Raw genomic sequence first — 15,868 nt, 5'->3', positions numbered from 1 at the left:
TAACAGGCTCAGACCTGAATTTATGGTGCCAGAGGTGGCTCCTTCAGATCCGCCCCTCTGGCCAGAAGCTGATTGAGGATAATAGCCGAGAGGGTGGCCGTAGTGATTCCGCCCAGAGCCACCCCACCGATATTGATCGTAAGGTCCCCCGCTCCGGCAATCAGTGCAACGCCTACGGGAAACAATGTGGCTGGCTTCGTGAAATCAACACGATGATCCATCCAGACACGAACCATGGTCGCAGCGATCATCGCGAAAAGCCCAAGCGCTACACCACTCAGAACTGGGTCAGGAATGGCGCGTACAACGGCGCCGAAAAACGGTGAAAAACCCAATCCAATCGCGAAAAGGGCGGCCACGACGAACACAAGCGTCGAATATACCCGGGACAAAGCCATAACCCCGATATTCTCGACATAGGTCGTCACCGCAGTGCCACCCACGGCCGCAGACAACATCGTGGCCAGACCGTCTCCTATGAATGCCCGGCCTGCCAGCCCATCAAATGAACGTCCCGTCATCGCACCCAATGCCTTCAAGTGCCCCAAATTTTCCGCAACCAGAACCAGCGCTACGGGTGCGATCAGCGCAGCCGCATGACCCGTAAAGTGCGGGGCCGTAAAATGTGGCATCCCGAACAGGGGAGCCTGTCGAATGGTCTCAAGGTTTATCCCCGGCATCAGTCCCAAACCATTGGCCAGAACAGCATAGAGCAACGTTCCCAGAGCCAGCGCGATCAGAACAGAGATACGTCGAAGCAATGGCGGAGCGTAAACCGAGCACACGGCAAGAACGAGCAATCCAAACAGACCACAGGCCGTCCCGGGTCCACCCGTCCCCAGATCATGCGTCGCGGCAGGCGCCAGATTCAAACCAATCGCAGCCCCAACAGCCCCCGTAACGGAAGGCGGCATGAGCTTTTCGATCCAGCCTGAGCCAGTGAACTGCACCACAAGGCCAATGAACGCGTAAATCGCGCCGGCAACGATGATGCCACCACACGCCTCGGCGAGATCACGATTGATGCCATGGCCTGAATAATGCGTCAGGCCAATGACAAGCGAAATGAATGAAAAACTTGCCCCAAGATAGCTGGGAACGCGCCCACCTGTCAGAACAAAAAAGAGAAGCGTTCCCACACCACTGCACAGGACCGAAACATTAGGGTCGAAGCCCATCAGCATCGGCCCCAGAACCGTGGCCCCCATCATCGCAAGGACATGCTGCCCGCCGAGAAGGATGGTCTGGGACAAGCCGGGATGCTCGTCAGGGGCAACGAAGTCGACCTGCGCAGAACGTCTCCAGACAGGTAGCCAGCGTTCCGTCATCTAAATATTTTCTCCTGCCATCATACAGCGGAATACCCACCACCATACGATTTCATTACGCAACGAGCGGCGCAAGCCTGCTGCATCTAATCCGCTCTGGTAATCGACATCTGCCCGCGTGTCAGGTCGCGCAGGTAACTCGTGATATCGTCCGCGCCTTCAGCCGGAACAGCAAGCACCATTGATGCCCCTTCCGCATCGAAGTCACAGACCAGCTTTTCCGCACGCCAGACAGGCAGACGCGATTCCACCATCGCATATTCCGAAAACGGGCAATGAAACCGTAGAGAAACCGTCTCGATCCGCTCTATCTTCGCTGCTTCCCGCAGGCAGGCAGCAGCAGCCCCGCCATAGGCTCTTACAAGCCCTCCGGCACCCAGCTTCACACCACCATACCAGCGGGTGACGACCACCATCACATTATCAAAATCCTGCCCCTCGATGGCCGAGAGAATGGGGCGGCCCGCCGTACCAGAGGGTTCGCCATCATCACTTGCACGGTATCGCTGCCCCGTTCGGAACGCCCAGCAATTATGCGTTGCGTCCGGCACAGCCACTTCCGCAAGGAACGCCAGAGCCGCAGCTTCGTCCCCTACAGGCCTCGCCAGAGCACGGAAAACACTGTTCTTGATGACGCTTTCATGTTCTGCGGGGCCATCGAGTGTCCATGTCATGACGGCCATTCTGCCCTATCAGATCAAGGATGTCAGGTTCCTGCCTCGCAGGGGTGTGGAAACAGCCCACTCTCTGCTAAGGGTAGGCCCCATGTTTTCGGATCTGATTGCGCGGCTGAATGCCGCCTGCACGCGCCGCGCCCCCCTTGTTGCCGCGATCTTCGTACTGCTCTGTGCGGGATGCGTTGCCCTGAGCGTCACACACCTCAGCGTAACCACCGATACCGGCAAGATGTTTGCCGCAAACCTGCCGTGGAAAAAGCGCAACGCCGAAATCGCGCGCCTCTTCCCGCAGGATGACAACCAGCTCGTTGCAATCATCGATGCCAAGATCCCCGAGCAGGGTCGTGCCACTGCCCGCGAATTGACGGATATCCTCAGCAAGGATCACGAACATTTCCGCAGCGTGAAAGATCCTGAAGACAATGCCTTTTACCACAGCAATGGCTTCCTGTTCCTGGACCGTGAAGACCTCAATTCCCTGCTGGATTCCACTGTCTCCGCACAGCCCTTTCTGGGCACACTCGCAGCAGACCCGTCTGCTCGCGGACTGTTCGGTGCACTTGGCCTGATTGGCGAGGGCATCAAGGTCGGACAGGGCATCCCCAGCGGTTTCACCGGCGCTCTGGACGGATTTGCAACCTCCCTGACTGATGCCGCCAACGGCCACCCGCATGATATGTCCTGGCAGAGCCTTCTCGCAGGCAAGGTTGCGGATATGGGAAGCCGCTACCAGTTCGTCGTCACCCAGCCCCGCCTGGACTATAATTCGTTCCAGCCCGGCGGAGCCGCAACGGACGCCATGCGTGCCGCCATCAACAAGCTTTCCTTCGTAAAAGCAGGCGAGGCCACAGGCATCATCACCGGTGAGGTCAAACTCAACGATGAGGAATTTGCCACCGTCGCGCATGGCATGGTTCTGGGGCTGGTGCTGTCGCTGGCACTTGTTGCGGTCTGGCTGATTCTGGCCGTGCGCTCGATCAGGGTCATCCTCCCCATCCTCCTGACTCTGATCTGCGGATTGTTACTAACCACAGGTTTTGCGGCCATAAGTGTCGGCGAACTCAACCTGATTTCCGTCGCCTTCGCGATCCTGTTCGTCGGCATTGCGGTCGATTTCGCCATTCAATACTCCGTCCGTTTCCGTGGTCAGCGCCATGAAGACGGCAGTCATCCGACATTATCCGAAGCCCTGATCCTGACAGGTCGGGAAAGTGGAACCCAGATCTTCGTCGCCGCTCTGGCAACAGCCGCAGGATTTCTGGCCTTTACACCCACCAGCTTTGTCGGTGTCGCCCAGCTTGGGCTGATCGCAGGTTTCGGCATGCTGATCGCCTTCATCTGCACGCTGACACTTCTGCCAGCCCTTCTCGTCCTATTCCGCGCACAAATCGGCGAGGGCGAACCCGGCTTCATGTTCATGGCACCTGTGGACCATGCTCTGCGTCACCGCAGAAAACGCGTTCTTGGGGTTTTTGCGCTGCTCGGAGTTGTCGGGCTCGCGCTGATGCCGCTGTTGAAGTTTGATGCAGATCCACTTCATACAAAAAACCCGAATTCCGAAGGCATGCGTGCCTTGCACCTGCTCGAAGCAAATCCTCTGACCACGCCTTACAGTGCGCAGGTTCTGGTTCCGAACCTGACCGCCGCCGCAGAACAGGCAGAGGCATTCTCAAAACTCTCCAGCGTGCATGACGTGCTCTGGCTGGGCGCACTCGTTCCCCAGGATCAGGCTGCCAAAATGGCAATGATCCAGGACACAGCATCAATTCTGCTGCCGACCATCGTCGTGGATCACCCAGCACCCACCCCAGATGCTGCGGCAATTCGCGCCGCTGCAGTCAGTGCTGCTGCCAAGCTCAACGCCGTAAAGGCACAGCTTCCTGCTCCGCTTGAGCGCATCCGCGCGGCCCTCACCACCCTTTCCACAGCGCCTGACGCAACCCTGATCGCTGCCGACAAAGCCCTCACCCGCTTCCTGCCTGACGAACTTCAGATGCTGCGTACGGCACTTCAACCCAGCACCGTCACGATAGACAATATCCCGCAGGATATCCGTCAGGACTATATCCTCCCGGACGGCCGCGCCCGTCTGACCATTCACCCCAATGGCCAGATGTCTGAAAATTCCGTGCTGCACACGTTCGTCAACCAGCTTCATACGGTAAGCCAGAATATCGCGGGTCCCGCTTCCGAAATCACGGAGAGCGCCCACACGATCGTACATGCGTTCACGATCGCGGCTGTCTCCGCTCTGATCATGATCGCACTGATCCTGCTTGTCGCACTCAGGCGCCTGCTGGACACAGCTCTGGTTATGGCGCCGCTGCTGCTCTCCGCACTTCTGACAGTCATCCTGATCGTCACAGTCCCCGAGACACTAAACTACGCAAATATCATCGCACTGCCGCTGCTTCTGGGCGTAGGCGTCTCGTTCAACATCTATTTCGTGATGAACTGGCGCGCAGGCGTCAAAGGCCCGCTCACATCCCCCACCGCTAGAGCTGTACTCTTTTCAGCACTGACAACCGGCACGGCTTTCGGCTCCCTGGCCGCATCCGCTCACCCCGGAACCGCCAGCATGGGACGCCTGCTCCTGATGTCTTTGGGCTGCACCCTGCTTTGCACGCTAATCTTTGTGCCAGCCCTGCTCCCCAAACGTCCAATCGACGAAGCCTGATTCAAGACATCGTCTAAATCGCCGGAATGTCATAGACGTTCCGGCAACCGAATCCCTTACGGAATAGTTGACTCCTCCAAAATGGAGGATATCAACCTTGGTCACAGATTATTCAGGTCTGCCTCGCGGCATCGACCATGTTGGCGTCACAGTCCCCGATATAGAGGACGCCATACGCTTTCTTGAAAAAGCGTTCGGGGCCATTCCACTTTATCGAAACGTCCTTCCTGGAAAACCTCAGGAAGGGCCGGAAACCGAGGAGCTTCTGGGCCTCGCTGAGGGCACAGTCATTCGCGAAATGTGCATGATGGCCATTGGTCATGGCCCATGTATCGAACTGTTTGAGATGCATGGGCCCGAACAACGGGCCGCAGTCAGGCCCAGCGATTTTGGCATCCAGCACTTCGCCGTCTACGTCGACGACATCCGTGCGGCGTGCCAGCGCTTTTCCTATGCTGGCGGGCACCTTTTAACAGAACCTCGCAATCAGCCCTCCGTAGAAGCCGGCCCCGGCAACCTCTTCTGCTACGGACGGACGCCCTGGGGCATGATCATAGAGTTGCTCTCAACCCCCAGCCGGGCTGGCATGGACGCAGTTTCTCCCGTCAAACGCTATCAGCCACCACAAAGGAATGATTCGTGACACGCTTATCACTGGCATGCTTTCTGGCACTCGGCACCTTCATTTCCCCCTTACAGGTCAGGGCCGCTGACAACGCAAAACCTTCTCCGCCGACGGCGTGGTACTGGCACAACTGGACAGACCATAATGGCGTAAGCCACATGACCCACTGCCCCTTCCACAATTACATCCTGAAAACCATGTCCAAGCCTGCAGGTCCCCAGTGGCAGGACCGACTCAAGGAAGGCAAAGCACAGGTTATTTCAACCGTTCAGCCCCCGCACTGGGATGGGAGCTGGCATCCTGACCCAAAAGTGCAGTGGATAATTCCCCTTCAGGGAACGTGGTATGTAACAGCCATGGATGGTCAAAAGGCCATTATGGGACCAGGAGACGTGTCTCTGGGTGAAGACCAGATGAGTAAAAAAGATACAAACGGACATATAGGACACTTCGCGGGTAATGTCGGAGATGGTCCTGTTACATTAATGGTTATACAGCTCGACGAAAAACCTACAGTCGATCAGCCTTGCAGATTCAAATAGGAACGTTTTTTAATTACGGAGGGATGTAAAAATAAACTCCCTCCACGCAAAAACATCATAATAATATTTATTACAATTCGAAGAAAATATTGGAATTAAATTTCTTTACCTCAATAAAGTGAAGAAACATCAAAAAATAATACTTACATATTTTGTAATAAATGTGCTTATTGAGCAACAATACATAAAATCTCGAAATACAACTCATTGTTGTCCTTGTGAAACCATGTCGACTCCTTACAAAATCGTAACTGAAGGTAAAGAGCCGCGGGAAATCTAGAAAGGACTTCTCCCTGAGATGAACACCTCACGACACGTCTTCAGTAAAAAGACACCCCAGACAGTCCTTAAAATGCTTCTGATGGCCGGTATTTCCTATGCCGCCGTCCCCGTTTGTCATGTGCAGGCACAGGAGACAGCGAAACACTCAGGCGTTGTCCATAAGCATGTAACAAAGAAGAAAAAAGCAGTCGTTACAGCTCCAGTAACGATTGCTCCCGCGGCTCATACAACTACGACGATTAGTGCAACCCCGACCCCCTCCAAGGTGACGGCGGTAAATAGTGCGGTTATTCAGTCATCCTCTCCTGAGCAGGTCACCGTCACAGGAACACGTCTTTCACAAACGCGCCTGACGAACGTCATGGCAGGAACCTCCATTGACGCGACACAGCTGGCAGCCCGTGGCTACACCAATCTCGGTCTTGCTCTCCTGCGTGAAAACCCCGCCTTCTCCGTCCCGTCCAACAGCCAGATCGGCAGTCAGGGCAGCTTCGGTGCAGGCCAGACCTTCTCAGGACTTTTCGGGCTTGGGGACCAGCGCACCCTGACACTCATTGACGGCATGCGTATGGTCGGCGGCGCCACGTCGTCCATGTTCGGCTCTTCCTCGGGGTCCCAAGTTGATGTGGGAACAATTCCAACATCGCTAGTGAAGAAAATTGACTCGCAGTATGGTGGCGCAGGTGCTGCATACGGCGCAGACGCTATCGGCGGCGTCGTCAACTACCAACTTGATGACCACTTCACCGGCGTGGATTTCAACGCTCAGGGCAATTTCACCCAGAAACTTGATGCGCCACAGGAAAAGATCGTCTTCAAAGCTGGCACGAGCTTTGATCATGGCAAGGGTGGGGTCGTATTCGACGTCGAATACCGCAACAGCGGCGGCATGGTCGCCAACGATCGCCCGAACATCACGGGCTACAACGGCGAAACCTATCGTCGCGCGGCAGTAGGAACGACGTCTCCCTACACTTACATGCTGACTCGCGACACACGCTTCGCACAGGTTTCGACATCTGGCATCCCGACACTGTCAGCCGCGGGCGGAGTACTTCCTCTGACCAATGGCAGACCCAATACGGCCATCGCAGGCGCCAATGGCAGCGCATTGATGTTCAGTCAGGACGGAAAGTCCCTCATTCCGCTGACATATGACACAGCCATTGCGGGCAACCGCTACACAACGGGCGGTAACGGTCTTTCGCTCGCCCAGTACAACCAGCTTTTCACACCGTCGAACTCCCTGAACCTGACCACTTTGGGTCATTACGATTTCACGGATCACCTGCACGCAACATGGCAGGGCTGGTACCAGCGCGGCACAGCATCCAGCACCGTTGGTCAGGGCACATGGAGCACACCAATGTTTGGTGATGATCCTCTGACCCAGGAAAGCTACAGAGATTATTCCGACGTAAACGGCGCCTACTCTCTCAGCACTAACAATCCGTACCTCACACCGGCAGAGCGTACGACGATCGTCAACGCACTCGCGGCAGCTGGCAAGCCAACCGACACATTTTACATGAGCAAGCTGAATCAGGATCTGGATTCAGCACTATTCACAACGACCAATCAAATGTTCCGTTTCGCCGGTGGCCTGAACGGAGATTTCGACGCCGTCAGTCGTAATTTCCACTGGAGCATCAAGGGCGAATACAGCAAGTATCTGAATGATACCGTTGAACCCATGATCAACACGCAAAACCTGCTCAACGCCCTGAATTCAACAATCGACAGCAATGGAAACATTGTCTGCGCACCAAACTATACGAATTCCAGCGCAAGAACCCGCAGCAGCACCTGCTCGCCCCTCAATCCGTTCGGTAACGGGCAGATGACAACTGCGGCCCGCGACTATGTCATATCGGACGCCAACTCAAAAAATTCGAATGCTCAGCGCGACCTGCAGGCAGAAATCGGAAGCACGGTTCTGACACTACCCGCGGGCGACGTCCGTTGGGATATCGGCTACGAGCATCGTCGTGAAGGATACAACTTCAACCCGGGTTCGTTCATGCAGGGTGAACTGCAGACGGATGGAACATACAAGCAGTACGGAAACTTCATCCCCATCCAGCCGGTGTCTGGGGCGTACCATACACATGAGGCGTTTGGGGAGCTGGACGTTCCCATTGTATCACCCCAGATGCATGTCCCCGGAATCTACAACCTGTCCGCAACCGCGAACGGCCGTTTCACCAACAACAGCATGACCGGTAATTACTGGACATATATGTTCGGTGCTTCATGGTGGCCAACAAAGGATTTCGGTCTTTACGGCAACTATGCACAGTCCGTCCGAAACCCTTCCGTTACCGAACTATTTGCACCGCAGGGTCAGGAATACGCCACAGCCAACGATCCATGCTCGCAGGAATTTCTGGGAAGCGGTCCGAATCCGGCTATCCGTGCAGCAAACTGTGCAAAAGCAGGAATTCCGACGAATTTCGAATCTGACATCGTCAACCAGACAGTTCCGGGCAAAAGCGGCGGCAACAGACACCTGCAGAACGAAACGTCCAAAAGCTACACCGGCACGCTCGAACTACGTCCGCATTTTATCCCGGGCTTCGATCTGAAGGCATCGTTCATCGACGTAAAAATCCAGAACGAAATCACGTCCCTGTCTGTAGGTGACCTCATGGCCGCCTGCTATGATTCCTCATCATACCCCAGCGGTCAGTATTGCCAGTCATTCACCCGTGATTCCAACCACCAGGTCACGGATTATACGGCGGGTTATTACAACATTGCTAACGAGCATATGCAGGCGCTTCAGGCACATCTGGGCTATTATCTTCCCCTACGTCGCCTTGGCCTTCCCAGCTCCGCAGGCGCACTCGAACTGGATGGCAACTACACCCATTACGTAAAACTTGCCCAGACCTATCTCGGCAGCACGTATCAGGGCGTGGGCACAACCGGCCAGACACGTGATGCATTCACGACCAACCTAAACTACACACGTGGCCCGCTCTTTGTTCAGTGGCAGACAATCTATTACGGCCCTTCTCACTATGCCGTTCAGGTTGCAGAAAGCACCTACCAGAACAACAAGCGTTCAGATTTCGCCTATTTCAACACGACAATTGGTTACAAAATCACAAAGAATTTTGACGTCAATTTCATGATGAACAACGTAACCAACGCTCTGCCTGCATATGCGAATACCGTGAGCCTTACACGTTATTACGATGTCCTTCTGGGCCGTTCGTTCCAGTTGGCAATCGGCGCACACTTCTAATATTAAAATTCAGCCCCCGAATTGTGGGGCTGAATTCACAATAAAGATGAAAGGTTCGAAGAACTGTTGATTAATATTTATTCTTCTTACGGAAGACTTCAAAATCTACAGCTCGAGAAAATGCTTCGATTTGATCGCCAAGTCCGCTCAGATGCGACAAAAAGGTTTGAGGTTCTGCCTCGCCGATGAGTTGTTGAAGGTACCTTCGGCTGGATGACCCGCTGGCGCAGTCTGGTGAAGGATTACGAACAGCGCATCGACGCCTCAGAGTCCATGATCCACATAGTCATGGAAGACCTCATGCTTCGCAGAAACACTCATCCCTGACTTCCCCAAAAGCCTCTAAGCACACCAAAAATAGAATCGCCGCTGACAAATTTTTAGAACTCTACCAAGAGAGCAAAGAGGCAGGGTAAATATCTGACAGATTATTTACGGCGTGAACTGGAATTGGAACGATCTGGATGTCTGCGATACAGTCAGCATCGACTAAAAAACCTTTGCATAGTCCTGCAGTGGCGGCTGCCTGCATGTCACTAACCTTGTCGCCCACCAGTACACTTCGCGTCAGATCAATGCCATATAGCAGCCCCGCTGTCGTCAACATTCCTGGTGCCGGCTTACGCCATTCGGCAAGAGAGCTAACGTCGTCAGGAGCTGCACCACAAAGAAACACGGCATCGACATATGCCCCTTCGTGCAGAAGCAGTGCCTCAATCCGTTCCTGTACGGCCAGCATGGTGCAAAGATCAAAATAACCACGACCCAGACCACTTTGATTTGAGACTATGACCACCGGCCAAGCCGCAGCATTGAAAGCCGCAATCATAGTCGCGGCCCCGTCACGGAGCGTTACGCTTTCTGGGTCTGAGAGATAGCCAGTATCAACATTAACGACTCCGTCCCGATCCAGGAATAGTGCTGGCGTACCGGAAGAAATCGGTCGACGCTGTAGCATAACATTACTAGCATGCGGCATGATGATGTGCCTCATCCAGTGTTATCATTATGCTACGGCCATATTCGTAAGAGCATGCGAAGATTTGCAGCAGCCTGTGTCCTGCCCGAACAAACGTACGCACTAACATTTCAACCATAAGCGGGGAGGTGGTCATTAGGATTTTTCCGCCAAAAGGGACCGGACATAAGCCGAAACTCCAGTTGCAACATCCGCAAACACATGGTTGCAACCGACGGCACGTAGACCCGTCAGATCGGCTTGGGTGAAACTTTGATATTTACCAATCAGCGCTTGAGGAAAATCAATATATTCCACAATCCCGTCACTGACCATCTGCTCCAGCGTGATGGAAGACTGGTCCTGTGTACTGCGCAAACTGTTCACCACTGCATGCGCCACGTCATTAAACGGTTGTGCCCGGCCAGAACCCAGGTTGAACACGCCGCTGTGTTCTGGATTGTCAAAAAACCAAAGATTGACCGCTACGACATCGTCAACATAGACAAAATCACGCAGTTGCTGGCCGGGTCCGTAACCATCATAAGCGCCAAACAGTTTAACCTTTCCGTCTGCCCGAAACTGATTGAATTGGTGATAGGCGACCGAGGCCATGCGGCCTTTATGCTGCTCATTAGGACCGTAAACATTAAAGTAGCGAAACCCTGCTACCTGACTGCGGAACAGCGGTAGAGATTGACGTACAACCTGGTCGAAAAGCAGTTTCGAATAGCCATATACATTTAGCGGACGCTCGAAACGGGGATCCTCTATAAATTTTGATGATCCGCCATAAGTCGCAGCACTGGACGCATAGAGCAGGCGCGTGCCCGTAGACGCACAGGTATCTAGCAACGCCTTGCTCGTGGCATAATTATTGGCAAGCATATAGCGGCCATCATGCTCCATTGTATCGGAACACGCACCTTCATGGAAAATAGCGTCTACCGAACCGAACTTCCCTGCCGAGAAAGAATCATAAAATGTTGTTTTGTCCACATAGTCGCTAATGCCAAGATCAACGAGATTATGAAATTTCTCTGCATTCGCGAGATTATCGACCGCAATGATATTGGTATACCCGCGGGCGTTCAGGCCTCGAACGATGTTACTTCCAATAAAGCCGGCTGCACCGGTTACAATGATACATTTACGCATACTTAAAACTCACCAAACGAGAAAGAAATTTAGTTTACTACTCAAACCATAGAGTTTGATAGAAATTTGACAAAAATTTAACTCGAACAGTCTAGATCAGGCAGGACTCTTCTCATCAGTCTTGGGACATTCTTTTATATTCGATCTTCGACTGTTCGAAGACGTCCAGTGCAGCCTTGAGAACGGTCTCGACAGATATTGTGGTGATGCACGCTGCATCTCGTCCACAGGCATCACGATTGTTCAGTCCACATCCCGCACACGGAACAGCACGAGATAAAATCACACCTCCTTGGTTCTGTCCCCACTCCTCCCAATTCAAGCGGGGAATAGCGATACTAACAACTGGCACACCACGTGCAGCCGCAAGATGTTTAGGGCCGGTATCATTAGCCACAAACAGAGCAGCTTGTGCGACCAGAGCGTCAAATGCATCCATAGGCAGGTGGTCCATGAGCGTCACACCAGGGAGTTCGGTGCAACGTACGCGTACTGCATCGTTAAGCGTGTCGCCATCGACGAAAAGAAGAACATCGCGTCCACTCTCTGCAGCAAGGGCAGCGCAGAGTGTCAGGAAATTCTCGATCGGCCAGCGATTGATGGGATGGCGGGCGCCTGAATGGACGATGATGGGGCGATCATGAGGACGTATCTGATCAAATTGCGATGAGATAGATTCACAGCGAGGAACGGTTTCACGCCTCTGATCCATGAGTTTTTCAATAGAAGATACAAGAAGCTCAACATGGGCTGTATGGGAAATAACAGGCTTACGGTTGATAGCTTCACGGGATATTACCTCAATCCCAAAATCCAGAAACGGGAACTGCTCAGGCTTGAAACCTACACGATAGCGTGCTGAACAGAGAAGGAGAAGGGGCTGACTTTCCGCACCAGGAGAAAGGTCAATAGCCAGATCGAAGCTACGCCCGCGAAGTTGATTCCGCAGATGGACGTCCGACTCTGCATCCAGATAGCGGCGCTCTGTCTTTGGATCGTAACGCAATGTCAGGTCGAGATACTCGTCCGCGACACCCGAGGCCTGAGCTACAGGCACATTAGCTGTCTGAAGAAGCATCGTCACTTTGGCCTGGGGAAAAAGCTTTCTAAGCCGAGCCATAGCGGGGAGCGAAGCGGCGACATCACCGAGTTGATCGGTTCGTAAGACAAGGATTGAGTTTATAGGACCTGAGAAAAGGGGATTTGGAGGATAATGACGTGCGACCGGGCGAGACAGCACCCAAGAGGTGGCGTCATTTGTCGGAGAGCCAGATGACTGAAGATAAGAAGATGAATGTACTGCGTCGGGTACCGCGCTCAGAGTTGTCTCCTCGCTCTGCACCACGACGAAACGACGCATCCGCCCGGCCAGACGCGATCCAGACCAGGCACGAATATGAATCTTCTGCTTACCCACATTGAGACAAGACGTGTCAATCCAAAGATTGGCAGACCAGGTGGTAACAGCACCGGTCGTCATCAAGCGTACTGGCGCAATGCGACTAATGACCTCTCCCGTATCGTCCGAGTAAGCCAGAACCTCTGTAAGCTCGTGGCGCGAATGAACAAGCACACGGAACGCTACGATACCAGAAAGGATCGGTACGCCTGTTTTGGTTTTCATCCAACCAATCTGGACAATCGAAAAACGTGTCTGACTTACAGCAAGAAGAGTGGCAAGGGAGTTACCTAGAGGACGTAGAACAAACCCAACGACCGGGTTCCTACTCCGAGACCATACTATCAGTCGCCTGGCCAGCCAGCCGATATGGCGGAAAATTACGCCGTCAAGCAGGGCCGCTGCGCGAGTAGGTCCTGCTTGTGGGGACAGATGAGAAAGGAGCGTGTTCCCGTCAGTATATAAGTCGCAGTGTCCTACATTCCGAACGCTGTATACCTCCGCCATGCTTCAAGACCTTCTTTTTTATTGCAGATTCCATTCTAGAACCCTTACTGAAAGGCCGGTGCCGACTGAATTAAGACCTGCACTGGACCAAGATGAGCGCGCATTATGATCACAAAACCTTCCAAACACCTCCTCGACGATGATCTACCTGATGCAAGCGAAGTCCTGCTGGGCAGTCAGCCCATATGGCATTGAATCGAGACAATAAAATCCAGAACTCTAGAATTTCATACCAGAGTTCGACGATTATTCTCATAACATAGAAGGGCCAGCCTGTTCTGTCAGGGCGACGAATATCCGGTCAAAAACACCGAGGTGGCTCCAGCGGATGAAGCAGTTCGGTTTCTTTGATAGTTAAAGAGCGGCCTGCTCGTTTGAGTGACCTTGTTGACCAACTTGAGGCCTTTCACGGACTGCGGACTTTGAGGTGTTCCGTCTGATCTGACGCAGGCACTGGCACATTCAGACGAAAGCACAGGCGGGCGTCCACTGTTTGAGCGTTTTGATGGCAGTTCTCAAGGCAGCGCAATACCATTGGCGCGGCAGCAGGGCAATGGACGTGTACCAGTTTAATTTCGGACTTTTAAGACCAAAGATGGTCATGAAGGAGACGTGTAATGGTGGGAATTTATAAGGCCTCGGTCAGGCACAAGGCGGTACATTAAGCTCTGAGCAGCAGTCTGTCGCGTGAGCTTATTACCCAAAATCTGGGTATCAGCTTTTGACGTTGAAGACATGGAGACGTGTTTCCCAGAAGCACGATACTGTCGCTGATGACACAACGGATCATACGGCGTTATTGCGTGAGAATGAGAAGTTACGCCGCGAACCAAAGATCTTGAGATTTGCGTTCATTGCACGATATTGCGGTCCGCTTTCCCGTGATCGAGTCTATCGATTGTTTGGTGTCAGCGAGCGATGTTTGAAAGCCTGTCGACAGCATCCGGTCTGTGCCTGCAAAAGACAGGATGGCATTCTGATGCTTCATATCCGCGCCATTCACGCCCAGAGCAGGCGATGTTACGGAAGCCCCCGTGTGACAGAGACACTTAGGGCTCGTGGATTTTCCGCCGGAGATCGCCGGCTGCGTCCATCATGCTAATCGCGGCAATCAGTATTGTTCAGAAGATTACCGCAAACTCTTTTCTGCCCATGGCTTTATCGTGTCCATGAGCAAAAGGGGAAACTGCTGGGACAATGCTGTCACGGAAAGCTTCTTCAAGACCCTAAAAGCTGAACTCCTGTGGCAGCAAGTACGGATGGCGCGTCAGGAGGTCGAGCAGGCTCTCACATCCTACATCCATGATTTCTGTAATCCGCAGAGGCTGCATTCCACGCTTCAATGGAGAAACCTTCTGGAAGATGAGCGCAACGCAGCTTAACAGACAACCCATGGTCCGGAAGTAAACTAGGACACGTCCACCATCGTTCTGTCCCATTTGCATGAGGAACGAATCGCCTCCTACAGCTGCCTTCTTACCGGTAAGGTGTTTTTGCGATCAAATAGTCTTTTATGTAGCGTTCGATGCCGGTCTCAAGCGGCGTGAACTGCCGATCGTAACCTTTGTCGCATAGCGATGACATATCTGCGCATGTGAAGTTCTGATACTTGCCGTGTAACGCAGTCGGCATGTCCACGAATGAAACGGTCGGTGTCACGTCGAGGGCCGCGAAGATCGCCTTCGTCAGGTCAAGGTAGGTGCGCGCCGTTCCAGTACCGCAATTGAACAGTCCGCTGACTTCCGGGTGATCTAACAGCCACAGCATTACAGCGATCACATCTCCGACCCAGATGAAGTCACGCGCCTGATGACCATCCTCTATCAGCGGGTCGTCGGATCGAAAGAGCGTGGCAGATTGGCCGCGCCGAATTTCGTCAAACTTCACTTTGATAACCGAAATCATCTTGCCCTTGTGATATTCGTTCGGACCATAGACGTTGAAGAACTTGAGGCCTGCCCACTGGGGCGGGGCCTTTTCTCCCTTGGCGATCCGGCGCATCACCCACTGGTCGAAGACATGCTTCGACCAGCCATATAAGTTCAGGGGCCGCAGACTGTCCAGCTTCGCGGGGATGTCCGAAAAGGCATCCATGGAAGCCGCAGCACCATAGGTCGCGGCAGATGATGCGTAGATGAAGCTAATTTCGCGCTTCGCGCACCAGGTCCACAGCCGCTGCGACAGCGTCACGTTCGTTCGCCAGACTAGATCACCATCCGTGGCCGTAGTCTCGCTGATCGCCCCCATATGGAAGACGGCGCGGACCGGGGGATCAGTTGAGAGGAATGCGTCCAAATCAGCGGGAGATAGCATGGTGGAGGGAGCATGAAGCTGTAGATTACGCCATTTCTCTTCATGGCCGAGCCAGTCAACCACGACAGTTTCTTCACCACGAGCGTGCAACTCAGCCTGAAGAAAAGAGCCGATGAATCCGGCCCCTCCGGTAATAATGATCATGGGTTTGC

The 15,868-nt window shown here is 53.6% G+C and carries 12 protein-coding genes; 6 read left to right on the top strand and 6 right to left on the bottom strand.

Going from position 1 to position 15,868, the window contains the following annotated elements; all coding sequences use genetic code 11:
- Positions 1-20 precede the first annotated feature (20 nt).
- Positions 21-1,328 carry a solute carrier family 23 protein gene (locus GWA01_RS07295; protein WP_146795694.1) on the bottom strand — a complete coding sequence of 436 codons (1,308 nt, stop codon included), beginning with the start codon at positions 1,326-1,328 and terminating at the stop codon, positions 21-23.
- Positions 1,329-1,414: 86 nt separating this feature from the next.
- Positions 1,415-2,011, bottom strand: coding sequence for an IMPACT family protein (locus GWA01_RS07290; protein ID WP_146795691.1), 597 nt, complete (start codon positions 2,009-2,011; stop codon positions 1,415-1,417).
- An 82-nt stretch (positions 2,012-2,093) separates the two neighbouring features.
- Between GWA01_RS07290 and GWA01_RS07285 the strand changes: the two genes are divergently transcribed.
- The 4 genes from GWA01_RS07285 to GWA01_RS07270 all read left to right on the top strand — a co-directional run bounded on the left by GWA01_RS07285 (position 2,094) and on the right by GWA01_RS07270 (position 9,381).
- Positions 2,094-4,682 (top strand): MMPL family transporter, encoded by a 2,589-nt coding sequence (locus GWA01_RS07285; RefSeq protein ID WP_146797602.1) that lies wholly within the window; start codon positions 2,094-2,096, stop codon positions 4,680-4,682.
- Positions 4,683-4,779: 97 nt separating this feature from the next.
- Complete coding sequence (locus GWA01_RS07280; RefSeq protein ID WP_186819503.1) at positions 4,780-5,325, top strand: VOC family protein; 546 nt, start codon at positions 4,780-4,782, stop codon at positions 5,323-5,325.
- A gap of 41 nt (positions 5,326-5,366) precedes the next feature.
- A complete protein-coding gene (locus GWA01_RS07275; protein WP_371858439.1) occupies positions 5,367-5,849 on the top strand; it encodes a cupin domain-containing protein in 483 nt (160 codons plus the stop codon).
- Between the two features lie 298 nt (positions 5,850-6,147).
- Positions 6,148-9,381, top strand: a complete 3,234-nt coding sequence (locus tag GWA01_RS07270) for a TonB-dependent receptor domain-containing protein (protein WP_146795685.1) — start codon at positions 6,148-6,150, stop codon at positions 9,379-9,381.
- Positions 9,382-9,769: 388 nt separating this feature from the next.
- Here GWA01_RS07270 and GWA01_RS07260 read toward each other — a convergent pair whose 3' ends face one another.
- The 3 genes from GWA01_RS07260 to GWA01_RS07250 all read right to left on the bottom strand — a co-directional run bounded on the left by GWA01_RS07260 (position 9,770) and on the right by GWA01_RS07250 (position 13,121).
- The gene (locus GWA01_RS07260; protein WP_186819502.1) at positions 9,770-10,360 is read right to left on the bottom strand and encodes a D-glycero-alpha-D-manno-heptose-1,7-bisphosphate 7-phosphatase; all 591 of its coding nucleotides are present in this window, start codon (positions 10,358-10,360) and stop codon (positions 9,770-9,772) included.
- A gap of 135 nt (positions 10,361-10,495) precedes the next feature.
- Positions 10,496-11,497: an ADP-glyceromanno-heptose 6-epimerase gene (gene rfaD / locus GWA01_RS07255; RefSeq protein WP_146795675.1), complete on the bottom strand. Its 1,002-nt coding sequence runs from the start codon at positions 11,495-11,497 to the stop codon at positions 10,496-10,498.
- A gap of 115 nt (positions 11,498-11,612) precedes the next feature.
- Positions 11,613-13,121, bottom strand: a complete 1,509-nt coding sequence (locus tag GWA01_RS07250; protein WP_186819501.1) for a glycosyltransferase family 9 protein — start codon at positions 13,119-13,121, stop codon at positions 11,613-11,615.
- Between the two features lie 1,261 nt (positions 13,122-14,382).
- Here GWA01_RS07250 and GWA01_RS13380 point away from each other — a divergent pair.
- Together GWA01_RS13380 and GWA01_RS07240 are read left to right on the top strand one after the other, a co-directional pair.
- The gene (locus GWA01_RS13380) at positions 14,383-14,505 is read left to right on the top strand and encodes an IS3 family transposase (RefSeq protein WP_186819500.1); all 123 of its coding nucleotides are present in this window, start codon (positions 14,383-14,385) and stop codon (positions 14,503-14,505) included.
- Positions 14,462-14,785 (top strand): integrase core domain-containing protein, encoded by a 324-nt coding sequence (locus tag GWA01_RS07240; protein WP_146795669.1) that lies wholly within the window; start codon positions 14,462-14,464, stop codon positions 14,783-14,785. The genes GWA01_RS13380 and GWA01_RS07240 overlap by 44 nt, the downstream gene beginning before the upstream one ends.
- A gap of 94 nt (positions 14,786-14,879) precedes the next feature.
- Here the strand turns inward: GWA01_RS07240 and rfaD (GWA01_RS07235) are convergent, their stop codons facing one another.
- Positions 14,880-15,860 (bottom strand): ADP-glyceromanno-heptose 6-epimerase, encoded by a 981-nt coding sequence (gene rfaD / locus GWA01_RS07235; protein ID WP_146795667.1) that lies wholly within the window; start codon positions 15,858-15,860, stop codon positions 14,880-14,882.
- Positions 15,861-15,868: the final 8 nt, after the last annotated feature.

This window comes from Gluconobacter wancherniae NBRC 103581, assembly GCF_007988885.1.
GTDB lineage: Bacteria > Pseudomonadota > Alphaproteobacteria > Acetobacterales > Acetobacteraceae > Gluconobacter > Gluconobacter wancherniae.
The sequence above is the reverse complement of the archived record's forward strand: the minus strand, read 5'-3'. Positions and strand labels throughout refer to the sequence as shown.

What these genes read in the sequence shown, in the direction of transcription:
- GWA01_RS07295 (WP_146795694.1), bottom strand. Translation starts at nt 1,328, where the DNA reads ATGACGGAACGCTGGCTACCTGTCTGGAGACGTTCTGCGCAGGTCGAC.
- GWA01_RS07290 (WP_146795691.1), bottom strand. Translation starts at nt 2,011, where the DNA reads ATGGCCGTCATGACATGGACACTCGATGGCCCCGCAGAACATGAAAGC.
- GWA01_RS07285 (WP_146797602.1), top strand. Translation starts at nt 2,094, where the DNA reads ATGTTTTCGGATCTGATTGCGCGGCTGAATGCCGCCTGCACGCGCCGC.
- GWA01_RS07270 (WP_146795685.1), top strand. Translation starts at nt 6,148, where the DNA reads ATGAACACCTCACGACACGTCTTCAGTAAAAAGACACCCCAGACAGTC.
- GWA01_RS07260 (WP_186819502.1), bottom strand. Translation starts at nt 10,360, where the DNA reads ATGCCGCATGCTAGTAATGTTATGCTACAGCGTCGACCGATTTCTTCC.
- rfaD (WP_146795675.1), bottom strand. Translation starts at nt 11,497, where the DNA reads ATGCGTAAATGTATCATTGTAACCGGTGCAGCCGGCTTTATTGGAAGT.
- GWA01_RS07250 (WP_186819501.1), bottom strand. Translation starts at nt 13,121, where the DNA reads ATGAAAACCAAAACAGGCGTACCGATCCTTTCTGGTATCGTAGCGTTC.
- GWA01_RS13380 (WP_186819500.1), top strand. Translation starts at nt 14,383, where the DNA reads ATGCTTCATATCCGCGCCATTCACGCCCAGAGCAGGCGATGTTACGGA.
- rfaD (WP_146795667.1), bottom strand. Translation starts at nt 15,860, where the DNA reads ATGATCATTATTACCGGAGGGGCCGGATTCATCGGCTCTTTTCTTCAG.